The 21,750-nt window shown below is 63.6% G+C and carries 21 protein-coding genes; 13 read left to right on the top strand and 8 right to left on the bottom strand.

The annotated features are described in order from the left end of the window. Positions 1-809 precede the first annotated feature (809 nt). The 3 genes from M8A51_RS21525 to M8A51_RS21515 are packed head-to-tail and all read left to right on the top strand — an operon-like array spanning position 810 to position 3,182. On the top strand, positions 810-1,382 hold the full coding sequence (locus M8A51_RS21525; RefSeq protein ID WP_251780600.1) for a PAAR domain-containing protein: 573 nt from the start codon (positions 810-812) through the stop codon (positions 1,380-1,382). Then, positions 1,379-2,095, top strand: coding sequence for a VRR-NUC domain-containing protein (locus M8A51_RS21520; RefSeq protein ID WP_251780599.1), 717 nt, complete (start codon positions 1,379-1,381; stop codon positions 2,093-2,095). The genes M8A51_RS21525 and M8A51_RS21520 overlap by 4 nt, the downstream gene beginning before the upstream one ends. A gap of 7 nt (positions 2,096-2,102) precedes the next feature. Beyond that, positions 2,103-3,182 carry a type VI immunity family protein gene (locus M8A51_RS21515; protein ID WP_251780598.1) on the top strand — a complete coding sequence of 360 codons (1,080 nt, stop codon included), beginning with the start codon at positions 2,103-2,105 and terminating at the stop codon, positions 3,180-3,182. A 514-nt stretch (positions 3,183-3,696) separates the two neighbouring features. Here M8A51_RS21515 and M8A51_RS26615 read toward each other — a convergent pair. Continuing rightward, a complete protein-coding gene (locus M8A51_RS26615; RefSeq protein WP_368408581.1) occupies positions 3,697-3,942 on the bottom strand; it encodes a ribbon-helix-helix domain-containing protein in 246 nt (81 codons plus the stop codon). Between the two features lie 532 nt (positions 3,943-4,474). Here M8A51_RS26615 and M8A51_RS21505 point away from each other — a divergent pair. From M8A51_RS21505 to M8A51_RS21495, 3 genes are all read left to right on the top strand, one after another. Next, complete coding sequence (locus M8A51_RS21505) at positions 4,475-4,798, top strand: hypothetical protein (RefSeq protein WP_251780596.1); 324 nt, start codon at positions 4,475-4,477, stop codon at positions 4,796-4,798. Positions 4,799-4,909: 111 nt separating this feature from the next. Then, on the top strand, positions 4,910-5,278 hold the full coding sequence (locus M8A51_RS21500) for a DUF3892 domain-containing protein (RefSeq protein WP_251780595.1): 369 nt from the start codon (positions 4,910-4,912) through the stop codon (positions 5,276-5,278). Between the two features lie 58 nt (positions 5,279-5,336). Then, a complete protein-coding gene (locus tag M8A51_RS21495) occupies positions 5,337-5,507 on the top strand; it encodes a YegP family protein (RefSeq protein ID WP_251780594.1) in 171 nt (56 codons plus the stop codon). Positions 5,508-5,602: 95 nt separating this feature from the next. Here the strand turns inward: M8A51_RS21495 and M8A51_RS21490 are convergent, their stop codons facing one another. The 3 genes from M8A51_RS21490 to M8A51_RS21480 all read right to left on the bottom strand — a co-directional run bounded on the left by M8A51_RS21490 (position 5,603) and on the right by M8A51_RS21480 (position 8,082). Next, a complete protein-coding gene (locus M8A51_RS21490) occupies positions 5,603-6,469 on the bottom strand; it encodes an NYN domain-containing protein (protein WP_251780593.1) in 867 nt (288 codons plus the stop codon). Between the two features lie 497 nt (positions 6,470-6,966). Next, positions 6,967-7,161 (bottom strand): hypothetical protein, encoded by a 195-nt coding sequence (locus tag M8A51_RS21485; protein WP_251780592.1) that lies wholly within the window; start codon positions 7,159-7,161, stop codon positions 6,967-6,969. 354 nt (positions 7,162-7,515) lie between these two features. After that, a complete protein-coding gene (locus M8A51_RS21480; RefSeq protein ID WP_251780591.1) occupies positions 7,516-8,082 on the bottom strand; it encodes a MarR family winged helix-turn-helix transcriptional regulator in 567 nt (188 codons plus the stop codon). Positions 8,083-8,208: 126 nt separating this feature from the next. Between M8A51_RS21480 and M8A51_RS21475 the strand changes: the two genes are divergently transcribed. The 7 genes from M8A51_RS21475 to htpG all read left to right on the top strand — a co-directional run bounded on the left by M8A51_RS21475 (position 8,209) and on the right by htpG (position 18,046). Continuing rightward, a complete protein-coding gene (locus M8A51_RS21475; RefSeq protein ID WP_251780590.1) occupies positions 8,209-9,438 on the top strand; it encodes a cation:proton antiporter in 1,230 nt (409 codons plus the stop codon). Positions 9,439-9,463: 25 nt separating this feature from the next. Beyond that, positions 9,464-10,591, top strand: a complete 1,128-nt coding sequence (locus M8A51_RS21470) for a YbdK family carboxylate-amine ligase (protein WP_251780589.1) — start codon at positions 9,464-9,466, stop codon at positions 10,589-10,591. A gap of 8 nt (positions 10,592-10,599) precedes the next feature. Then, positions 10,600-10,992, top strand: a complete 393-nt coding sequence (gene gloA2, locus M8A51_RS21465; RefSeq protein ID WP_251780588.1) for an SMU1112c/YaeR family gloxylase I-like metalloprotein — start codon at positions 10,600-10,602, stop codon at positions 10,990-10,992. A gap of 237 nt (positions 10,993-11,229) precedes the next feature. Continuing rightward, complete coding sequence (locus tag M8A51_RS21460) at positions 11,230-14,271, top strand: alpha-1,6-glucosidase domain-containing protein (protein WP_251780587.1); 3,042 nt, start codon at positions 11,230-11,232, stop codon at positions 14,269-14,271. A 130-nt stretch (positions 14,272-14,401) separates the two neighbouring features. Further along, positions 14,402-15,265, top strand: a complete 864-nt coding sequence (locus tag M8A51_RS21455) for a basic amino acid ABC transporter substrate-binding protein (RefSeq protein ID WP_251780586.1) — start codon at positions 14,402-14,404, stop codon at positions 15,263-15,265. A 26-nt stretch (positions 15,266-15,291) separates the two neighbouring features. After that, positions 15,292-16,044, top strand: coding sequence for an amino acid ABC transporter permease (locus M8A51_RS21450; RefSeq protein WP_251780585.1), 753 nt, complete (start codon positions 15,292-15,294; stop codon positions 16,042-16,044). A 133-nt stretch (positions 16,045-16,177) separates the two neighbouring features. Then, positions 16,178-18,046: a molecular chaperone HtpG gene (gene htpG / locus M8A51_RS21445; RefSeq protein ID WP_251780584.1), complete on the top strand. Its 1,869-nt coding sequence runs from the start codon at positions 16,178-16,180 to the stop codon at positions 18,044-18,046. A 72-nt stretch (positions 18,047-18,118) separates the two neighbouring features. Here the strand turns inward: htpG and M8A51_RS21440 are convergent, their stop codons facing one another. The 4 genes from M8A51_RS21440 to M8A51_RS21425 form a co-directional block, all read right to left on the bottom strand. Next, positions 18,119-18,730 carry a PEP-CTERM sorting domain-containing protein gene (locus M8A51_RS21440; RefSeq protein WP_251780583.1) on the bottom strand — a complete coding sequence of 204 codons (612 nt, stop codon included), beginning with the start codon at positions 18,728-18,730 and terminating at the stop codon, positions 18,119-18,121. Between the two features lie 140 nt (positions 18,731-18,870). Beyond that, positions 18,871-19,887, bottom strand: coding sequence for a serine/threonine protein kinase (locus tag M8A51_RS21435; protein WP_251780582.1), 1,017 nt, complete (start codon positions 19,885-19,887; stop codon positions 18,871-18,873). 42 nt (positions 19,888-19,929) lie between these two features. Next, positions 19,930-20,703 carry a DUF2726 domain-containing protein gene (locus tag M8A51_RS21430; protein ID WP_251780581.1) on the bottom strand — a complete coding sequence of 258 codons (774 nt, stop codon included), beginning with the start codon at positions 20,701-20,703 and terminating at the stop codon, positions 19,930-19,932. 148 nt (positions 20,704-20,851) lie between these two features. After that, the gene (locus tag M8A51_RS21425; RefSeq protein ID WP_251780580.1) at positions 20,852-21,580 is read right to left on the bottom strand and encodes a GNAT family N-acetyltransferase; all 729 of its coding nucleotides are present in this window, start codon (positions 21,578-21,580) and stop codon (positions 20,852-20,854) included. Positions 21,581-21,750 lie beyond the last annotated feature (170 nt).

Here is a 21,750-nt window from a genome sequence, read left to right as displayed (position 1 = left end):
TTTGGACCCGTCAGTTGACAACGTCATGAACGGTGGCGTCAAGGCTCAGAGCTGGAACGCAGCACACATCGAGCGAGCGCAGCCGCTGCAATGAACTGCGCCTGCATGGGCTCGATTCCGCTGTGATCCATCGAGATCCACCCAGAGCCTCTGGTTTGAGAAGGTGGGCGACCGACGTCGGCTGCCAGCGCCGTTGTTCATCTGCGACTGACAAGCTGCGTCAAGAACCCACAGCGCGCATGGAGAAGGCAATCGATTCCCTCGCACCTGAGGGTTCGTTCCTTCAGTGCGTTGGTGTGGGTGAATTTGGTCGGGTCAAGGGCGGGCAACGCCCGGCGCAGCGAACCCTTGACGCGGCCGAATTCGCCCTGACGCTAACGGGCGGGGACAGGCAAAGCCCCTGCTGTGCCTGGCCCCCGAGCCCGTCCGGCGGCGAGGACTGCCCCGCCCCTGTGGGGCGGGGATAGGGGTGGGGGAAGTCCATCGAAATCCGGCCAGTGCCATCTGGAGCGTTTACGCATGGGCTTCGGATGCGATGCAAAGCGTCGGAGTCGCCTTGCACCGCATGCCGGGAGCGTAAGTGCGACGGAGCGCGTCAAGGCCAAGCCCTCCGGGCGCGCGTTACCGCGCGGCCTTGACCCGTTGGTACCGCGGTGAATCGCCAAGCGCTCGGGGGGTGACAAGTGGCAGGTGCAGTCGGACCGCCCCTGGCAACCATGACAGGTTTTCGGCCTCAGTTGCTTGCTGTTGCGGAAATCGGGCGAATAGCGCACTACCATCGGCGCCCAAAAGATCAGCGGAGGATCGGAATGGGCATCCCCTTTGTCGTGCTCGGCGACAAGACCAGCCACAAGGGCACCGTCGTTGGTGCGTCCGAGAGTACAGACACACACGGCAAGCGCATCGCGCGCATTGGAGACATGGTCTCCTGCCCAAAGAAGGGATGCCGTGGCCTGTTCCCCATCGTCACCGGTGACGCCTCGATGGTCATCGACGGATCGCCGGCGGCGTACCACGGTTGCAAGACCGCCTGTGGCGCAACGCTGATCGCCTCGCAGATCGTTTCAACAACCAGCCCCTCCGGCGGTGCCGGATCGGCCGATGCAGGCGGTGCCGTGGAGCGCTTCGGCGATGTAGGCGAGGGCCTTGCCGCGAGCTACCAAGACGAAGCGCTCGATGAAGCGATGGATCGTTTTCGCGGTCGCTTCCAACTTGTGCATCGAGACACAGGCGAACCCGTCGCCGGGAAGAGCGTGCGCGTGCGCTCAACCGGTGGTCAGTACCTGACGGGTGCAACGGACGCAGAAGGCTACACGCAGTGGGTGGACCGAGACGCAGCAGAAGCACTGGCCTTTGACATCGTTGAAGAAGAACAAGCATGAGCGGAGACAACCAGGGACCACTCGCAACGGGGGGCATGTCCAAGAAGGGAACAACGACCGTCGTCAAGGTCAACGAACCTGAACTCGACTACCTCGACAAGAAAGTTCTTTGCACGGCCATCTGCAAGTGCAAGAACACGCCGGGCGTGGGCAAAGACGGTCGGTCGCTAAAGCAGGTGTGCGTGTCTGCGCAACTCCGGGCACTCGATGCTTCCTTACAGCATCGCAGTCCGTACAAGCCGGAGATCAACTACGACATGACGAAGAGTCCGCCCGAGCCCATCATGGACAGCACTATCGAGACGAAGGGGCATGACTGGTTGCCCGGATGGCTCAAGAAGTGGTGGCCTGAAGACCCCGAGCATCCACCGTTCGAGCCGGGCAGGGGCATGGTGAAAAGGCCGGATGTCATCATCGTCAAAGACCCAACGAAGCCGCCCACGCAGGACAACATCAAGAAGGTCGTCGAAATCAAGTTCCCGCCTGACACGGTGAGCCGTGAACAGGATGCTGACTACCGGAGAATCGCAGGCGATGCTGACATGGTGGAACTGACGCCCGATAAGTGCGACTGCGACAAGATGGAGCCCGACAAACCGAAGGTGCCTGTGGATGTTGAAGACATCGGCACGATAGGCACGATCCTGGGGATGCTGCTGACCATCTTCGGGAGAAGACCTCCGCGCGCCCCAACGCCCGTGCCTGCCTACTGAGAACGCCATGACCGAAGCATTCGACTACGAGAAATTCCTGATCGAGAACTGGGACAAGGCGCAGATCCCGGGCGGCTTGCTGACGAAGAAGGGCAAACAGGACTATGTCGGAGCCGTGCCGGCGCTGCTCGGTACGCTCTACTTCGATAACGCCCATACCGAGGCCGTTCGCGACGCGATTTGCGAGTGCTTTGAGCAGTACGAAGCGCTCGCGAAAGAACACCTGACCTGGTTGTGGCGGGAGGCGCCCACCGAAGGGCCGGACAAGATGCCCTATCGGGATGCAAAGCCTATGCGGGACATGATGAAACGCTTGGGCGAGAACGATCTCGTCAGCTTCATCTACACCAGCGGGAAAGAAGCTCACGAGGCAGGTGCTTGGGAATTCGAGGTCGTGGGCCGCAGGGGATGGCGAGCGAAGATGAAGGACGCCGGGCCTTCCATCCTGCGCTTTGCGCTGCCCCCTCTCTACGTCCATCAGAACCCGCAAGCTTTCCAGCAATTGTTTGTGACCTTCGCCGACAAGTTGAAGGTGATCCATGGACATGGCGGTATCGGACTGGTCCTGTCGGCCGTACGGCGCAAAGACAACGAACCGATTGAGGCCTACCTGTCAGAGCACATCTACGGGCTGGACATCGGCACTGCATTTGTGCTTGCCGACGACCTACGCCAGGGCATCAAGACGGTGTCTTGGCTCACCGCGATCAACAACGAAATGGTTGAGAAGATCGGCGGCATGTTCCGAATTCAGTCAGAGCTACCCGGGACATGGTTTGCGCTCTACCCATACAGCAACGGGCTGGTGATTCAGGCAGGCCCCAAGGCGGAGGGCGCGTTTGCCAGTGAAGACCCGAGGCCGGCACTCTACGTACTGCCGAACATGCTGCTGAAGGAAGTCCGCACGCCGAAGATTGGGCACATCCACAGCGGTTCCGCTGATGGGGAGCCGCGCATTCGGGGGAAGGCTGCGGAGGACTGGCTGCAGCGCTTCGACGTGCCAGAGGAAGAACTGCTGTCTTACAAGGCGAAGCTGCTCAACGAACCGAAACTGACCGAGGAAACCGTGCGGCCGGGGCGACTGTAGCGCACTCGGAGCTGCTTGGTGCCCCAAAGGGCTATGCATGTGCTTCGTACCTCGGCGAGGCTCGTGGACGACCGTGCAACCGGTCTCACGGCCAGTTGGGACGTGAACGCTCGGCGACACCGCCGTCTAGCTGTTTTTCGGCCAAGAGGCATCGCTCAGCGAGTGCTGCTCCTTTGCGTCGCCGAATCCTCCACGTTCCATTCTGCGAAACCTGACTGCGATCAGAGGCCGAAATTCCACAACATGAAAACTGTCAATGTTCTCCCGCTTCCTCATTCCCACAGGATCTTTGTGTGTCGGCAGGCACCGACGGAGACACAACTAGGGTGCACACGATCATGTGTCGTGCCCCTGAATCGGTGCGTCGTCAACGAAGGATGAACTCCGCTGGCTTAGCTTTGCACTTTGGGCATTGCAGCAGGCGACTTATGGAAGATTGAAGAGCACTCCCGTCTCGCGCTTCACTTGCTGGCACGCTTCCGTCTGCACTCTGTGCGCATTTTCTAGCGTGTCGCTAGTCTCTGAAGAGTTTTGCCTCGCGATACCTGTGGACTTTGATAAGGAGATCGTGAAACGCTTCTCCCATCAAATCCTCGACCTTGCGATCGAGATCAAGTGCAAGCTGCTTGATAGCTTTGTGGGCGTCCTTACTGAAGTAGCCGACAAGCGGCTTCTTGCCGACTCTGCCAGGCTGGATGTAGCCCGCCGCTCGCTCGCCCCGGCCGGCCCGAGCCGCTTTGGGGTGTGAAGATGTAGCCATATGTCAGATAACTTGATAACAAGAGCACTACTTTAACAAGCCGTGGCGCTCATGAACTGGCCACATCAAGTACCTGGGTGCTTCTCATCAAGGATCGCTTGACCTCGATAAGACTACGAGTCCCTGGAATGATTTGCCGCGACCGGTTGGGTTGGGCGGCTCCTAACTTGTTGATTTTTCGAGGATGCAAGGCCTTTGCGCCTGGTGCAAGCCGTACAGACGCCTGTACACGTGCGTGGATCGTGACCAGCAGGTGTGCGGAGTGTGTGCCAGGGCGACGTGCTCAGTTGCGTCAGAGGTGCGCCCGATAAAGCAGCTTTAAACGATCCTGGAACGGGATTTGAAGACCACTCCATGGTGCGTCGCACCATTTCAGGGTGCGTGACTGCGGAATAGTCATCGTCAAGTTGGCCTCCTCGCAAGAGGATTTGATTGCAATAAAAAAAGGGAGTGTCGCGACACGCATTGCGAACATGACTTGACACGTGTTGCAATCCTGGGTCTAAAATATGCCATCGAGAGCGACACCATCATGAGCGACGACACCATCCCTAAAGATCTTGGCCGACGGCTGGGCGATTTGTCTGACCTGCCAGAGGCGTTGCGCAAGCAGATCATGGCAGTCAAGCTCGACGATTTGGAGCAGAAGATCATCGTGACCCTGAAGGACCGCTTTGACGGCATCGCGAACCTTGATGAACTGATGGTCGGCCTTTACCGCGATCACCAGCACATCACCGAGGACCGGCGGAAGCTGGCGAACAAGCTCTATCGCATGCAGCAGGCGGGACTGATCGAGAGCGTCCCCAAGCGCAAGGGCGTTTACAAGCTGAAGGAGAGCGTAGTAGCAGCGTAGACGCCCCACAAAGCAAAAGGCCAGCCGTCCTGTGAAGACGACTGGCCCGATGCAAGGCAATGAAGGCCGGAGCCCACAAAGCCCTAGGTGGTAGCACTCCTAGTGTAAGTGGTGGCCGTTTTTATCGTCAAGGAAGGGTTTCTCCGGACCGGACCTTGGCACCCTTATTACCTGAAAGGGGTAATAAAAATGGCCTCACGGCACGAAATCAAATGTGTCAACAAAAGCGATAGGTACAACCCTCACGAGCGCATCACTGCGATCGGCGGGGTAAATCCGAACGGCACCAACTGGAAGCTGAGCCAGGAGGAAGCAGTCCGGAGTATCGAGGCGGGTAGGTACCAGTTCTTCGTGAAGGCAGGTGGCCGGATCGTCGACGTGATCGTGGCGGTTAGCCGTTACGGCCACAAGTACCTGAAGACGGTCGCGGATGGCGAGCATCCGAACAACCTCCTCAGCCTTTACGAGTGCGTGCACTGATCGCGTGACCCGCGGGGGCGCATGCGCGCTCCCGCTTTTTTCCACACTAGGAGCTCCCATGTTCGAGATCTTCCGCGCCAAGGGCGGCGGCTACTTTTGGCACCTCAAGGCTGGTAACGGTGAGAAGCTGTGTCACTCCGAGGTCTACACGACCAAGCAGGCTGCGCAAGCCGGCATCGAAGCGGTGAAACGCATCGCGCCGGGCGCGCCGGTCTACGACCGGGCCTAATCCGGCAGACTCAGGGCCACCTCCCGGTGGCCCTCCTTTCATCCATCCGCAGGCGCGCAATGACGCCTGTTAACGTCCGTCTGCTTCGCTGAGCGCTAAACCTGCGAACGGAAGATTTGCCGCGCGTACACCTTCTCCTCCCCGCTCAACTGCCCATGCGCCAGCGCGGTGTATACGTGATGGACGAGGGCGCGATCAATGGTCGCATCAATCCGCTTGGTGACGGGGTCGACAGCACCAGTGAGAGGGCTCGCTTGCTGGCCAATGAATCCCTTCACCGCCGCTTCGATGGCCGCTTTGTCGATTGGTGTTGCAGTAGCTGGTGGCAGAGTTTGCGATCGAACTCCAGGGACTGCGTTCGGGGCGGAAGCCGGTGCATTGGGCCCGCTGGGTTTTGCAGGCGAAAATTTCAGACATGGGGCGAAGTCGGCGTCACCAAGCATTCCAACGCGGTCTGCGCGGCTAGTGATCTCGAAGCTTTGATGATGCGACACGCCTAAAGCGAGATCCTCGACCCCCAGTACGGCGATGCGCACGCCGCGCCTCTGTGCAATCTCGATTCCTACCGCGAGATCGCTATCCCCGGTTACCAAGACAGCGTCGCAAACCGCGCGGTGTGAGGTGAGTTCGATCAGATCGGTGACGATCAGCGAGTCCACTCCCTTTTGCTGACCTCGCCCGTTGATGGTGCCGGCGCGGAACTGTACATCGTCGACATTGACAATCGCGCGTTGCTGCGGCGTGTAGCCCTGTGCCATGACGCCGTCATACCAATACACGCGCAACAACTCTTTGCCCGAGAGGTCCAGCGTCGCCTTAGATTTGTCGACGAGGACCTTGATCAATGCAGTCGGATCGGAGATCTCCAAGTCTGCACGAAGTGTGCTGGCCTTCTTCGAGACGATTTCGATTGACTGGCGTAGCAGGTAGCCGGCGTCGACCATCACGACGAAGCGATTCATGGAGGGCCCCCAGAAATAGATAAGCCCCCTAAAGAGGGGGCAGTGGTCTGCCACCCTCGGATAGATAGGAGGGCGACAGACAGCCAGATTTGATCATCTATTGACGAACCCGTCAATAGGCAAGCAAGTACGGCCGCCCTCTCAGCATACGGGCGGGCTCTAGCACCTTTGGTGGGAGGTCCCGGATGTCCCTGAGGGTGAGGGCGGCTGCGTCTACGGTTTGGCATGTCTTGTGGCGTGCGCTGCGTGCATACATGCTCCTGCAGGCGGGCGGCAAACATGCGGCGTGGAGTCGCTTTCTCGCCAGAGCGGTAGATCCTTTGAGCGGGAGGGCGCTACCGCTCAGTATCGAAGCCGTAGACAACCACCAGATCGTGCCCCCGCAACCAAATCCGAGGCAGGTGCACCGCATCTGTCTGGCAGCAAAAAGGCCGGTCACTGACCGGCCTTTTTGTTTGCCGTGCCACCGCCCTCTAGGGCGGCAGCGGTATCGGGCGCTATGCGGTCTCCAGGTCGCTCCAGTTGCGCAACTCCATGTCGGCGGCATGCTCCGGGTCGAGCCACTCACGTGCAGAGGCCCAGACATGCTGGGCCAGGTCGATGGCGGCCGCGCTTTCCATGGCCGGTTTTCGGGCGAGCAGGCGGGCAGCGCAGCGCTCCACCCATTCGCTCTTGCTCATCTTGTCGCTCATGCGGCAGTCCTTCCCTGTTTGGATTTGAGGAAGCGGATTGTGCCGGGAGCGGCTTGCCCTTGGGTCGGACCCACCCATCAGGGGGAAAGCCGGCGGGATTGATGTTTCAAGTCGACCCCATGGGTTGTGACAGAAGCCGCGAAAACAGGGCCGTGAAAGAGCACTTTGTGCCCGGGGCGCCCGTAGGGCGGCTCAAACTGCACCTGCTTGCACGGTTAATGGATAGGCACAAATGTTTCAGGCTACGATAAGCGGGTCTGCGTGGGAGTCGGGAGCTTTCCGAGTGCCGCGCAGCGGCCAAGAAGCGTTTCCCCCGCCGTGTGCGGGGGATTTTTTTGGCGATCCGCCTTTTGCTCAAGTGGCCGGCCGCGCGGGCTGGCCGGTTTTGCCCATCAACGCGATGACGCGCTCGAGCAGAGTGTTCAGCTCTTGGAGCGCGTCCGGTTCGAGCCGGCTCAGCGCGTCGGGCAGAATGCCGCTCACCGGTTCGGGAGCACACCGTGCCAGCCGAGTGCCCTCGGGTGACAGGTAGAGCGCCACGGCGCGCTGATCGCTTGGGTCCCGGTGGCGTTCGATCAAGCCGCGCCGTTCCAGTGTTTCGACGAGGTTGCTGCAGGTGGCCTGCTGGATACCGAGTGCGCGCGCGAGCTGTGTCACGCGCACGCCCGGGGACACGTGCACCGCGGACAGGCACCACAATTGGGACCCGCTGAGCCCGGTGGCGTCCTGTACGTGCTGGAAATGGCGCTTGATCGAACGGACGATCAACCGGAAGCTGCGCAGCGATTGCAGCACCCCGGGCGCCAGCGTCGCGCCGGCCGCTGCGGGCCAGTCCGTGTCGGGCGGGGTCGAGCCGGCACCTCGATTGCCGTGGGAGGCTGCGTCTGGAACGTCTAGGGTCAATGCGGTCGGAGCAGGCATGCTGGGCACGGAGTGTGGCGATCGTTTGACTTGGCCGACAGGAGCACATCCCCTTCGGGGCAGGACAACACCACAACGCTTCTCGACCGGCAGCGTTGACATGATGAACAACAAGGAGCTTTTGCGATGGTGGACGAGCTGATGCAGGCGCAGTCCTTTCTGGGGGTGGCCGTCAACTGGTCCGCCGCCAGCACCCTGCTGGGAATGTCGCTGGTGGTCATCGCCGGCGCACTGATCGGGGAGGCGGTGTTCCGTTTCCTGGGCTTGCCGCGCATCGTCGGCTATTCGCTGGTGGGCATGGGCGTGGCGGCGGCCGGCTATGGTGTCGCCAGCGGCGAGATTCCGCCGGCGGTCCGGCTGATCCTTGACTTGGCGCTGGCCTTGCTGCTGTTCGAGCTGGGTGCACGCATCCACCTGCGCTGGCTGCGCACCAACCCGTTCCTGCTGCTGACCAGCTTGGCGGAGTCGCTGCTCACCTTCATCGTGGTCTATCTGGTGATGCGCTATGTCGGGCTGGATGTGGCTTCGTCGGCTGCGGTCGGGGTGCTGGCCGTGCCAGCCTCGCCGGCGGTGATCGCGCGTGTTGCCTCAGAGTTTGGTGCAGAAGGGCAGGTGACCGAACGGGTTTCGATGATGGCGGCGCTCAACACGCTGTACGGGGTGTTCGCGAGCAAGCTGCTGCTCGCCTGGCTGGACCTGGACCAGGGGCAGAACCCGGTGCAGGCCATCGTGCAACCGCTGTACGTCTTCATCGGCTCCTTCGTCGTGGCCGGCCTGCTCGGCTACGCCGTGGCTCGCGTGGCGCGGGGCCTGGACCTGCGCAACGAGAACTCGACGCTGCTGCTGCTGGGCCTGATCACCTTCGCGCTCGCGCTGACCAAAACCTTTGGACTGTCGACGTTGCTGGTGCCCCTGATGGCCGGCCTGTGGCTGCGCAACTCGACGCAGCGGCCCTGGGTGTGGCCACGTCACTTCGGCACGGCCGGCGGCGTGCTGGTGCTGATGCTGTTCGTGATCGTCGGCTCGTCGTGGTCGGTCGAGGGGTTGGCCACCGGTGGGCTGATCGCGCTGGCAGCGATGGCTGCGCGCGGTGCGGCAAAGGCCGCTGCGGTGTTCACGCTCGGCTGGTTCAGCGGTCAGTCGCTGCGCCAGGGTGTCGGCCTGAGCCTCGCACTGACGCCGCTGTCGGCCACCGCGCTGGTGATGTACGCGGACCTGCAAGGGTCGCACGCCGGCTTTGCCGCGCAACTGGCACCGATCGCCCTCAGCTCGATCGCGATCATGGAGCTGCTGGGTGCATTGGCGGTGCTTGCCGCGTTGCGCGGCGCCCATGAGATCGCAGCACGTCGCACCTGAAGCGGCGCTCACGGAGAAACAACGCATGACGCTCGAAGCCTTCGCCACCTCGCAGCCGCTCACCCTCGGGGTCGAGCTGGAACTGGCGATCGTCAACACGCACGACTACGACCTGTCGCCCAGTGCAGTGGACCTGCTGCGGTTGATGAACAAGCGCAAGATTCCCGGCGACGTGAAGCCGGAGATGACCGACAGCATGATCGAGCTGTCGACCGGCGTGTGCACCAGCCATGGCGATGCGCTGGCACAGCTGACGGAGATCCGGGGGGCGCTGGTGGACTGCGCCCGCAAGCTCAACGTCGGCTTGTGCGGCGGCGGCACGCACCCGTTCCAGGACTGGAGCGAACGGCGCATCTTCAACACGCCGCGCTTTCACATGCTGTCGGAGCTGTACGGTTATCTGTCGAAGCAGTTCACGATTTTCGGCCAGCACGTGCACGTCGGCTGTCCCGGTCCCGACGAGGCGCTGGTGCTGCTGCACGGCATGTCGCGCTTCATTCCGCACTTCATCGCACTGTCGGCCTCGTCGCCCTATGTGCAGGGTACCGACACGGGCTTTCACTCGGCGCGGCTGAACTCGGTGTTCGCGTTTCCGCTGTCCGGGCGCGCACCCTTCGTGACGACCTGGGACGATTTCGGCACCTTCTTCGGCAAGATGACGCGCACCGGCGTGGTCCAGAGCATGAAGGACTTCTACTGGGACATCCGCCCCAAGCCGGAGTTCGGCACCATCGAGGTCCGGGTGCTCGATACGCCGCTGACGATCGAGAAGGCCGCAGCGCTGGCGGCATACATTCAGTGTGTCGCCAGCTGGTTGACGAAGGAGAAGCCGTTCGAACTGGCCGAGGACGACTACCTTGTCTACACCTTCAACCGTTTTCAGGCCTGCCGGTTCGGTCCCGAGGGCACCTTCGTCGATCCCAAGACCGGCGAGCACCGCTCCTTGCGGGAGGACATCCTGTTCACGATGGGGGCGATCGAGCAGCACGCGATCGACCTGAAGGCCGACGGTGCGCTGCGATACCTGCGCAACGAGCTGCAGCGTTACGGCAACGACGCGACCTGGGCACGGCAGGTGCATGCCAAGGAGCATCTGCTGGCCGAAGTGGTGCGGCAGCAGTGCTTGCGCTGGAGCGGCGAGCTGGTCGTCTGATCGACGCCATGCTGCGAGGCCTGCATCACGTTGCGCTGATCGGCGCGGACGTCGAACGCTCGAAGCGCTTCTATGTCGACGTGCTGGGGTTGCGGGTGGTCGCCGAGAACTACCGCGAGGCACGCCGCTCGTGGAAGGTCGATCTCGATGGTCCGGGCGGCCTGCGGCTCGAGCTGTTCACCTTTCCCGATGCTCCGCCGCGGCCAAGTCGCCCGGAAGCACGAGGCTTGCGGCACCTTGCCTTCTCGGTGGCCAGCATCGATGCGGCTCGCAAGCACCTGCTGGCGCATGGGGTCGCATGCGAAGAGGTGCGGCTCGACGAGTACACCGGGCGGCAGTTTTTCTTTTGCGCCGATCCGGATCAACTGCCCATCGAGTTCTATGAGGTCATGACGGCGTAGTAGTTGTACTACATCGACTACAGCGGTCGCCGTCGTCCCAGTGCCTGTTCCTCCCAATCCGCTCAGCAAGCTTCTTGCTGGAGTGCAAGCGGGTACTGCACGTGCGTGCGGGTAAACACGTGGATTGACCTTGTAGTTTTACTTCAAGAGAATCCGTTCCCACGGCTCGGCGGCAGCTCGCCCTCTCTTGCGTTCGTCATATCACTACAAGCTCCCGAGCCGACCCAGGAGACAGACATGCACAGTGCGATCAAGTCCGGCTGGCGCCGGGCCTTGACGGTGGGCGCCTGCGTCGCTGCGGCAGCGTGGCTCGCGGCTTGTGGCGGTGGGAGCGGGTCCTCGGACGACGACGACAACGGCAACCCGGTGCCGGCCGCGACGATGCGGGTGCACTACCAGCGCGCCGACGAGACATATGCCGACTGGGCCGTGTACTCGTGGTCCGGCCCCTCGACGCCGTCGAGCGGCTGGCCCGGCTCGCCGCGCTACGTGTTTTCCAGCACCGACGGATACGGCGGCTATGTCGACATCCCGCTGAACACCGCGCTGGGCAAGATGGACTTCCTGCTCAACAACGCGAACGGCGACAAGGACGGCGACTGCGACCGCAGCGCCGGCTTCGCGACGGACGTCGCCACCGAGGGGCAGGAGATCTGGCTCAAGCAGGGCGACTGCAGCGTCTATGACAGCGCCGGTGCTGCCAGCGGTTTGAACCTGTCGACCGCGCGCGGCCTGTGGCTGGCCCGCGGCACGATCGCATGGCCCGGTGTGGCGACGGAGGGCCGCTTCAGGCTTCACCACGCGGCGGATGGCGGCATCACGGTCGCTGCGTCGGGTGTCAGCGGCGCCGATGGAGCCATCGAGTTGACCGCCGGAGCGCTGAGCGACACGCTCAAGGAGCGCTTTCGCCACGTCGCATCGGCGCCTGCGTTCGAGTTGCCTGCCGACGCCTTGCCACAAGTGCCGGCATGGCTGAAAGGGCAGCTCGTCCTGACCCGCGAGGTCGACGGCCGAGTGGCCGGTGCGACCCTGCTGCAGACGCAGGGTGTACTCGACGATGTCTATGCAGCACAAGCGGTGACCCAGGCGCTCGGGGTCAGCTTTGCGACGGACGGCACGCCCGTCTTCCGCCTGTGGGCGCCGACCGCGCGGTCCGTCTCGCTCAAGATCGTGGGCGGCTCGACGCTGCCGATGATGTTCGATGCCGACAGCGGCATCTGGAGCGTCGCGGGTGACAAGGCTTGGACCAACAGCGCCTACTACACCTACAGCGTCGAGGTGTACTCGCGCGCCGACTCGGCCCTGATCACCAACGAGGTGACCGACCCCTATGCCGTCACGCTGAACGCGAACAGCCAGGCCGCAATGGTCGCCGACCTGAGCGAGGCGACTTTCAAGCCGGCCGGCTGGGACGGCCACGCGGTTCCGGCCCTCGACGCGCCCGAAGACAGCGTGCTGTACGAGTTGCACCTGCGCGACTTCTCGGTCAACGACTCGACCGTCCCGGCCGCCTTGCGCGGCAAGTACAAGGCCTTCACCGTGGCAGGTTCCGACGGCATCACCCACCTGCAGGCGATGGCCGGTGCGGGGCTGACCCACGTGCACCTGCTGCCGGTCTTCGACATCAACACGATCGACGAGGTCGATTGCGTCAATCCGGTCGTGGCCGCCGCGGGCGCCATCAGCGAGGCGCCGCAGGCGGCCGTCAGCGCGGTCAAGGATGAGGACTGCTTCAACTGGGGCTACGACCCGCGGCACTACGGCGCGCCGGAAGGTAGCTACGCGACAGACGCCACCGATGGCGCGGTGCGCGTGCGCGAGTTCCGCGAGATGGTGCAAGCGTTGCACGGGGTCGGCCTGCGTGTCGTGATGGACGTGGTCTACAACCACACCAGCGGCAACTTCCTCGACCGGATCGTGCCGGGCTACTACTACCGCCTCAACGCGGATGGCTTCATCGAAAAGAGTACCTGCTGCGAGAACACCGCGCCCGAGTACGCGATGATGGAGAAGCTGATGCTCGACACGCTGAAGGTGTGGGCGCAGCAGTATGCGATCGATGGATTCCGCTTCGACATCATGGGCCACATTCCGAAGAGCGCGATGGTCCGGGCGCAGGCGGAAACCGACGCGGCCGCCGGCCGCCCGCTGTACTACTACGGCGAGGCCTGGAACTTCGGCGAGGTCGAGAACGACCGCCAGTTCGTGCAGGCGCGCCAGGCCCATCTGGCCGGCACCGGCATCGGCTCGTTCAGCGATCGCATCCGCGATGCGATCCGCGGTGGCGGGCCCTTCGACGTGGGCGAGGACATGGTGAAGAACCAGGGCTTCGTCAGCGGCCGCTGCTACGACAACAACACCCTCAACAGCGGCCCTTGCACCGACGAGCAGCGCGTCGATCTGCATGGCCGGCAAAACTTGATCCGGTTGGGAATGGCCGGCAGCCTGCGCGACTTCATGCTCGATGGCAAGCCGGCGTCCGACTACGACTATGGCGGCCAGCCCGCCGGTTACACGAGCGATCCACAGGAGATCGTCAACTATGCCGGGGTGCACGATGGCGAAACCCTGTTCGACATCGGCCAGTTCAAGCATGCGTCGACGGTCAGCCCCGAGGACCGTGCGCGCGCGCAAGTGGTGGCGCTCGGCACGGTGTTGATGGGCCAGGGCGTGCCCTTCATTCACGCCGGCGACGAGTTGCTGCGCTCGAAGTCGATGGACCGCGACAGCTACAACTCCGGCGACTGGTTCAACCGCATCGACTGGACGGCCACGACCCACTACTTCGGCGAGATGGGGCTGCCGCCGGCAGAGAAGAACGCCGAAGGCTGGGAGTTGATGAAGCCGTTCCTCAGCAATGCTGCGATCCGGCCTGGGGCGGCCCCGGTGGTGGCCGCACGCGAGGCCGTCATGGATCTGATGCGGGTGCGCAAGGACAGTACCATGCTGCGCCTGCGCACCGGCGACGACGTGAAGGCCTGCGTGAGCTTCCCCGACCAGGCGAGCCAGCGGGACGGCCTGGTCGTGATGCGCATCGCCGGCCAGAAGGCGGGCGGCGGCGCCTGCGGCGACGGCAAGTACGCCAGCGTTGTCGTGCTGGTCAACGCCGGCACCGCGGTGCAAAGCTATCCGGTGGCGGGCTACGCCGGCAAGACCGTCATGCTGCATCCCCTGCTGGCAGCTGGCAGCGACCCGCGGGTGAAGACGGCCGGCTTTGCGAGCGCAAGCGGTACTTTCACCGTTCCCGCCCGCACGGTTGCCGTGTTTGTCGAGCCCTGAGCCGAACAAAACGTTGTTTTGTCGCCTAACGGCGATTTGATTGAACTGCCGCCGGCCTGCGCCGGCGGCCTTTTTTTGTGTTCAAAACGGTCAAAATGACGGTTTTCCGAATCTGACGAGGTTTCCTCTCATGCACACCTTGAGTCTTGTTTCGACCCCCCTGTGGCAACGCGCCGCCATGCTGGCGGCAGGCCTGGTGCTTGCGGCCTGCGGCAAGCAGCCTGAGCCGGCGCCGGCTCCGGCACCCACGACCGAGGCTTCGGCCCCGGCGCCCGCACCCGCCAAGGTTTATGTGGTCGGCACCGACGCCGCCTACGCACCCTTCGAGTCGCAAAACGAGAAGGGCGAAATCGTCGGCTTCGACATCGACGTGGTCAGCGCGATCGCGCAGAAGGGCGGCTTCGAGGTCAAGTTCGTCAACACACCGTGGGAAGGCATCTTCAACACGTTGCAGCAAGGCGACCGCGACTTCCTCGTCTCGTCGATCACGATCACCGAAGAGCGCAAGCAGACGATGGACTTTTCCAACCCGTACTTCGACGCCCGCCAGCTGATCGCCGTGCGCGAGAACTCCAAGGTCGCGAAGTTCGCCGACCTGAAGAAGCTGAAAGTCGGCGTGCAGACCGGTACCACCGGTGACGAGGTCGTGACCCAGCTGCTGGGCAAGAACAGCACCAACGTCAAGCGCTTCGAGTCGACCCCGCTCGCACTGCAGGAACTGCAAGCCGGCGGCGTGGATGCCGTGGTGGCCGACAACGGCGTGGTCGAGAACTACGTCGCCAACAACACCGGTGCGAAGTTCAAGACCGTCAGCGACGACGCCTTCCCCGCCGAGCAATACGGTCTGGCGGTGCGCAAGGGCAACACCGAACTGCTCGAGAAGCTGAACAAGGGCTTGGCCGACATCAAGGCCGATGGCACCTACGACCAGATCTACGCGAAGCACTTCGGCGCCAAGCCCGCTGAGGCGCCCGCTGCCGCGGCGTCCAACTGAGACGGCCGGGCCGGGAAGTCCATATCGTGGATTTGCGCTGGGAGATCCTGTCCGGCTACGTGCCGCTGTTCACCGCCGGCCTGTGGATGACCATCAAGCTCACGTTGGTGGCCATCACGGCAGGTCTGGCGCTGGGCCTGGTGCTCGGACTCGTCAGCAGCTCGCGCAATGCGCCACCGCCGAAATCGGTGCTGGCGCTTGCGCTGCTGAAACCGGCCCAGTGGCTGACGCTGGCGTACGTCACCTTCTTCCGCGGCACGCCCCTGTTCGTGCAGATCCTGCTGGTGCATTTCGCGCTGATGCCCACGCTGATCCAGCCCGAGCACGGCTTGCTGCTCTCCGGTGACGCAGCGATCCGCTTCCGCCAGGAGCACGGTGCCTTCTTTTCGGGCGCGCTGGCCCTGACACTCAATGCCGGCGCCTACATCTCCGAGATCTTCCGGGCCGGCATCCAGTCCATCCACACCGGGCAGACCCAGGCCGCGTACAGCCTCGGCCTCACGCACGCCCAGAGCATGCGTTTCGTGATCCTGCCGCAGGCGTTTCGTCGCATGGTGCCGCCCCTCGTGAACGAGGGCGTCACGCTGATCAAGGATTCGTCGCTGGTCTCCGCGATCGGGTTGGCCGAGCTGGCGCTCGCCGCACGCACGGTGGCGGGGGCCTATTCGCGCTACTGGGAGCCGTATCTGGCGATCTCGGTGATGTATCTGGTGCTGACGCTGGTGCTGTCGCTACTGGCCAAGAAGCTCGAGGCGCCTGCGCATCTGCGCGGCCGTTAGGCCGCCTGCGTCCGCCACGACGCCGGCGGTACGCCGGCGTTTTCATTTGGCACGGCCGCTGCCCTTGAAACCGGGCGTACCGCCCCTATTCTTTGCCGCCGCAACCCTTAAATCCAACAACTCGGGACACGTCATGGACAAGCAGACCCTGTCATTCCAAGCCGAAGTGAAGCAGCTCCTGTACCTGGTTGCGCACTCGCTCTACTCGAACAAGGAGATTTTCCTGCGCGAGCTGATCTCCAACGCGTCGGACGCGTGCGACAAGCTGCGGTTCGAGGCACTGAACGACAACTCGGTCTATGAGGATCAGCCCAACCTGGAGGTGCGCGTCGGCTTCGACAGCAACGCGAAGACGATCACCATCAGCGACAACGGCATCGGCCTGTCCGCTGACGAGGCCATCGCCAATCTCGGCACGATTGCCAAGAGCGGCACCCGGGAGTTCATGGACAGGCTTTCAGGCGACCAGAAAAAGGACGCCCAACTGATCGGCCAGTTCGGCGTCGGCTTCTACAGCGGCTTCATCGTGGCTGATCGCATCACCGTCGAGTCGCGCCGTGCCGGCCTCAAGCCCGAGGACGGCGTGCGCTGGAGCAGCGAAGGCACCGGCGATTTCCAGGTCGAGACGATCACGCGCGACAAGCGCGGCACCGACGTGATCCTGCACCTGCGCGACAGCGACGCAGAGTTCTTGAGCAGCTGGAAGCTGAAGTCCATCATCAGCCGCTACTCCGACCACATCTCGCTGCCCATCCTGATGCGCAAGGAGGAGTGGAACCAGGAAAAGGGCGAGTACGTCCAGAAAGACGAGTGGGAAACCGTCAACCAAGCGGCAGCCCTGTGGACGCGTGCGAAGAGCGAGTTGACCGAAGAGCAGTATCACGATTTCTACAAGCAGCTCAGCTACGACACCGAGCCGCCGCTGGCGTACACCCACAATCGGGTCGAAGGCCGCAGCGAGTACACACAGCTGCTGTTCATTCCTGCCAAGGCGCCGTTCGACCTCTGGAATCGCGACAAGCGCGGCGGCGTGAAGCTGTACGTCAAGCGCGTCTTCATCATGGAGGACGCCGAAGCACTGATGCCGGTTTACCTGCGCTTTGTCAGGGGCGTGATCGACTCGGCCGACTTGCCGCTCAACGTCTCGCGCGAGTTGCTGCAGGAAAGCCGCGACGTGAAGGCCATCCGCGAAGGGTCGACCAAGCGTGTGCTCGCCATGCTGGAAGACCTGGCCGAGAACCAGAAGGACAGGTATGACGCCTTCTGGAAGGAGTTCGGCGCGGTTCTGAAAGAAGGCGTCGGCGAGGACCACGCCAACCGTGAGCGGTTGGCGAAGCTGCTGCGCTTCGCGTCGACGCATGCCGACGAGGGCGTGTCCTTCGCCGACTACGTCAGCCGCATGAAGGAAGGCCAGGAGGCGATCTACTACATTACCGCCGACACGCTGGCCGCCGCGCGCAACAGCCCGCAGCTCGAGATCTTCCGCAAGAAAGGCATCGAGGTGCTGTTGCTGGCCGACCGTGTCGACGAGTGGATGCTGAGCCACCTCAACGAGTTCGACGGCAAGCCGCTGCAGAGCGTCGCGAAGGGCGCGGTCGACCTCGGCAAGCTGCAGGACGAGGAAGAGAAGAAGAAGGCCGAGGAGACGGCCTCAGCGATCAAGCCGCTGCTCGACCGCCTGAAGGAAGCGCTGAAGGACAAGGCCAAGGACGTGCGGGTGACGACCCGATTGGTCGATTCGCCTGCCTGCCTGGTCAGCGAGGAGGGCGACATGAGTGGCCACCTCGCCCGACTGCTGAAACAGGCCGGCCAGAGTGCGCCCGACAGCAAGCCGGTGCTGGAGATCAACGCCGAGCACGCGCTGGTCAAGCGGCTGGATGGCAGTGAGCGCTTCGATGACCTCGCCCACATCCTGTTCGACCAGGCACTGCTGGCAGAAGGCGGGCAGCTCGACGACCCCAGCGCTTACGTCAGGCGTGTCAACACGCTGCTGGCCGGCTGAGCGCCGCCTGCAGCGACGGACGCCATCAAAAAAGCCGCCCGAGGGCGGCTTTTCTCTTGCTGCCGGGACCGATCAGTCCTGGCGACGACGGCGGCGTGCCATGAAGCCGACGGCACCCAGGCCCGCCAGCATCAGAGCGTACGTCTCGGGTTCCGGCACCGGCACGAGGCTGATGCCCACGACGAGGTCGTCGTAGTCGGCGTCATAGATGTGACCATCGTTGAAGCCGAGGATGAAGTCGTACTTGCCGAAGGCGGGGTTGCCTTCCGCGACGGCAGAGCCGGGGGTCACCACGTAACCTGCATAGGCAGAGCTCGGGCCACCGTTGGGCGCGACGTCACCGTCGGTCGTATCGGTGAACAGGAAGTCGAGCGCACCGGCGGCCACGTCGATCGTGTAGCTGCTGCCAACTCCCGTGGTCTGGTTGTTGAGAACCAGATCACCGAAAGTCAGCGTGTTGGTGTGCCACGCGTCGTCCTTGCCGAGGAAGGTGATGGTCAGCGCGCCGCCGAGCCCGGAATCCAGCAGACCATTGCGGGTGCCGCTGTTCAGCGTGCCCGTGAAGGTCGCCGGGGTGCCGTTGTACCCGGAGAACGTGATGTCCGAGCCACCGGACACCGAAAGTTGGGCACTGGCTGCGGTGGTCACCATCGCAAGTCCGAGCGCCAGCAAATGACGTTTCATTCAAATCCTCCTGAAAGTAAAAGCCCAGTTCGGGCGATATCGCATGGGGCTACTGGAGGGTAGGCCCCGCTGCGAAAACCTTCAGGCCCCCAAGTGAGGGTGCACTTTCGTGCATGGCAGGCACGATATTGGCTACGGTGTTACGGCGCCGACAAATCTTCTTGCATTGCCTCAATTTGTTCGCGCAGGCGCACCACCTGCTCCGACCAATAGGCGGACGTGCCGAACCACGGAAATGCAGGTGGGAACGCGGGGTCGGACCAGCGTCGCGCGAGCCACGCACTGTGATGCACGATGCGCAGCGTGCGCAAAGCTTCGATCAGCTGTAACTCGTGACGGTTGAACGACGCAAATTGTTCGTAACCCTCCAACACACATGCGAGCTGCCGTTGCATCGCTCCGTGGTGGCCGGACAACAGCATCCACAGGTCTTGTACGGCGGGCCCCATGCGCGCGTCGTCCAGATCGACGAAGTGCGGACCGGAGGGTGTCCACAGGATGTTGCCCAGGTGGCAATCGCCATGCAGGCGCAGATGACGCACCGGACCTGCCGCGGCAAAACACCGCGCCACGCCGTCCAGTGCGCGCTGTAGCGCATCATCCCAGGCGGGCCGGACATCCGGTGGCACGCAGTCGTGCGCCGCGAGCCAGTCGCGCGCATCCTCGCCGAAACTGCGCAGGTCCAGCGTCGGGCGTGAGGTGAAGGCGCTGCGCTGCCCGATCGCATGGATGCGCCCAAGGAAGCGGCCGAGCCACTCCAGTGTCTCCGGGTCCTCCAGTTCAGGCGCGCGGCCGCCGCGGCGCGGATAGGCAGCAAAGCGAAAGCCCGCGTGCTCCGCCAGCGTGGTGCCGGCAGGCATCGCAGGCAGGGACAGTGGTGCGACCACCGGGATTTCGGACTGCGCGAGTTCGAGCGCGAAGGTGTGCTCTTCGTGGATCTGCGCGTCGGTCCAGCGCGCCGGGCGATAGAACTTCGCGACGATCGGGTCGCCGTCTTCGAGGAACACCTGGAACACCCGGTTCTCGTACGAGTTCAGCTGGATCAGCCGGCCATCGCCGCGCAAGCCGGCGATGTCGAGAGCGTCGAGCACGACGTCCGGCGTCAGGTGCGAATAAGGATGGTCGGACGCGGAGCGGGAAATGGGTGCGATAGGCATGTGCCCATCCTACCGAGCCGCCGGTGGGGCGGCCGGGAATGTTCAGCGCGGAGCGGCTGCGGCCGGGGTGTCAACGACAACGGCGGCGATTTCGCTGTCGGGCGCCAGTGTCGGCACGGTGGGCGCGGTGGTGGGGGTGGGCGCCAGCGGTGTGAAGCCGCTTTCGATCAGTCCGTCGAAGCGGCTGTCGGGTGCGAAGAAGGAATCGGGATAGGCCGAATCCTGCCAGCCGGCAGCACGCTGCTCGCGCCGTCGTTGTACCGTCGTTGCCAGTGTCTGCTGGGCCTGCGCGAAGCGGGTGGGCGCGCCTTCGGCGGACGGACTGGCTGCGACCGCGCTCGCATGCCCCTCGACGGCCAGTTGGACCTCGGCGAGCGACGGCAGTTCGTCGGCGTAGAAGTGCAGGTACTGCACGCGACAGGCCTGCAGGACGCCGGTCTTGATCGTCGTCGCCCGGCGTGAGCGATGGTGGCGGCCCTCGATGTCGATCGCGGTGATCACGCGCCCATTGGGCGTGCACAGCGCGAAGGTCACGTGCAGCGAGCTGATCAGCTCGTGCCAGTAGGCCACGCGTGCGGGCTCGGAGGGCTGGGTGAACCGCGTCAGCGGCAGCTTCGCCAGGACCACGTAGTGCGGGAAGGCTTCGCGCAGTTGCCGGTGCATGCGGCGTTCGTCGGCGGTGAAGACCGGCCGCAGCATCAGGTTCCACACGTGCGGCAGCGGCAGCGGACGCTTGCGCGTGGTCAGCCACAGCACGATGCCGGCGCCGAAGGCGGCGGCGCTCGTCAGTGCGGCAATCAGGAGTACGGTCTGCATGGCCTCACCCGGGGGCGGAAAAGAACGAAGGAGTGCCGCGGCTTGGGCGGGCGTCGGCTCGAACGAGCGCGCATCATATCGACGCGACCGGGCCGGCTCCATCGCCTATCCGGGGGAGGAGCAATCGCTCACATGAGCCTCTTGCGCATCATTCCATGCCGGTGCCGCGATGGGCGCTGATGTGGGCCTTTACTTCCTTGATGCTGTCGAGAAGCGCGGAGAACCGCCGCGCCTGGCGCTTCAGCCCGTAATCCACCTCTGCTGCCTGCCGCTCGAAGAGCTGCTCCAGATGCGTGGCCAGCGTGTCGCGCGGCAGCTTGAGGTGGGCCTGTGCTTCGCCGCCGTCGCGCGCCACGATGGCTCCGGCCTTGCGAGCGATCTTCAGCATGGCCGTGTTCTCGCTCAGGGCGTGGATGTAGAGCGTGTCGATCTTGCGATTGCGCGCGTGCACGACGGCGCGTTCGAACAGCCGCGCGCCAAAGCCCTTGCCGCGCGCCGTCTTGGAAACTGATACGCCGAACTCGGCCATGGCCGGACGGCCGGGAATCTGCTGCGGCGCCTCGTAGGCCAGGTGGGCTGCCGCGATCAGGTGCAAACGCCGATTGAAGATGCCGAAGACCTCGTCGCGCTCGAAATCAAGCGACGCCACGTATTTCTCGATCTGCTTGTCGGTGGCGGGGTGGCCGAACCGCAGATAGCGGTCCGATGGATCGAGCGCCAGCAGGTGCACAAGAATGCGATGACGGTGCCGAGGCGCCAGCGAGCGAATCGGCACCCATGAGAACAATGGCTCGGAGGGCGGTGTCGTGCGCACCGGCCGGTCGTGACGGTCGCTACGGAAGCCTGCGCCGCCGAGTGCATCTCCGGGAAAACCCATGACCATCTCCTAAGGGTTAACCCTAGGATACACCATCTGACCCGGCAAGGGGAGCCGCACAGGTATCGGCCGGCCTGGTCTGGCCTTGCCGAGATGCCGCGGATTTGGGTATACTGCCCGGCTTTCCCGTCTTCAACCCCGGGAATTTACTGTCTGTGCCTTGCTCGGCC

This window comes from Caldimonas mangrovi, assembly GCF_023721835.1.
Classification (GTDB): Bacteria; Pseudomonadota; Gammaproteobacteria; order Burkholderiales; family Burkholderiaceae_C; genus Caldimonas; species Caldimonas mangrovi.
This window is presented reverse-complemented; position numbering and strand designations above follow the sequence as displayed.

Coding starts and splice junctions, on each gene's coding strand:
- M8A51_RS21470 (WP_251780589.1), top strand. CDS start 9,464: ATGACGCTCGAAGCCTTCGCCACCTCGCAGCCGCTCACCCTCGGGGTC.
- M8A51_RS21515 (WP_251780598.1), top strand. CDS start 2,103: ATGACCGAAGCATTCGACTACGAGAAATTCCTGATCGAGAACTGGGAC.
- M8A51_RS21440 (WP_251780583.1), bottom strand. CDS start 18,730: ATGAAACGTCATTTGCTGGCGCTCGGACTTGCGATGGTGACCACCGCA.
- M8A51_RS21490 (WP_251780593.1), bottom strand. CDS start 6,469: ATGAATCGCTTCGTCGTGATGGTCGACGCCGGCTACCTGCTACGCCAG.
- htpG (WP_251780584.1), top strand. CDS start 16,178: ATGGACAAGCAGACCCTGTCATTCCAAGCCGAAGTGAAGCAGCTCCTG.
- M8A51_RS21485 (WP_251780592.1), bottom strand. CDS start 7,161: ATGAGCGACAAGATGAGCAAGAGCGAATGGGTGGAGCGCTGCGCTGCC.
- M8A51_RS21475 (WP_251780590.1), top strand. CDS start 8,209: ATGGTGGACGAGCTGATGCAGGCGCAGTCCTTTCTGGGGGTGGCCGTC.
- M8A51_RS21505 (WP_251780596.1), top strand. CDS start 4,475: ATGAGCGACGACACCATCCCTAAAGATCTTGGCCGACGGCTGGGCGAT.
- M8A51_RS21455 (WP_251780586.1), top strand. CDS start 14,402: ATGCACACCTTGAGTCTTGTTTCGACCCCCCTGTGGCAACGCGCCGCC.
- M8A51_RS21460 (WP_251780587.1), top strand. CDS start 11,230: ATGCACAGTGCGATCAAGTCCGGCTGGCGCCGGGCCTTGACGGTGGGC.
- M8A51_RS21435 (WP_251780582.1), bottom strand. CDS start 19,887: ATGCCTATCGCACCCATTTCCCGCTCCGCGTCCGACCATCCTTATTCG.
- M8A51_RS26615 (WP_368408581.1), bottom strand. CDS start 3,942: ATGGCTACATCTTCACACCCCAAAGCGGCTCGGGCCGGCCGGGGCGAG.
- gloA2 (WP_251780588.1), top strand. CDS start 10,600: ATGCTGCGAGGCCTGCATCACGTTGCGCTGATCGGCGCGGACGTCGAA.
- M8A51_RS21525 (WP_251780600.1), top strand. CDS start 810: ATGGGCATCCCCTTTGTCGTGCTCGGCGACAAGACCAGCCACAAGGGC.
- M8A51_RS21430 (WP_251780581.1), bottom strand. CDS start 20,703: ATGCAGACCGTACTCCTGATTGCCGCACTGACGAGCGCCGCCGCCTTC.
- M8A51_RS21425 (WP_251780580.1), bottom strand. CDS start 21,580: ATGGGTTTTCCCGGAGATGCACTCGGCGGCGCAGGCTTCCGTAGCGAC.
- M8A51_RS21520 (WP_251780599.1), top strand. CDS start 1,379: ATGAGCGGAGACAACCAGGGACCACTCGCAACGGGGGGCATGTCCAAG.
- M8A51_RS21495 (WP_251780594.1), top strand. CDS start 5,337: ATGTTCGAGATCTTCCGCGCCAAGGGCGGCGGCTACTTTTGGCACCTC.
- M8A51_RS21480 (WP_251780591.1), bottom strand. CDS start 8,082: ATGCCTGCTCCGACCGCATTGACCCTAGACGTTCCAGACGCAGCCTCC.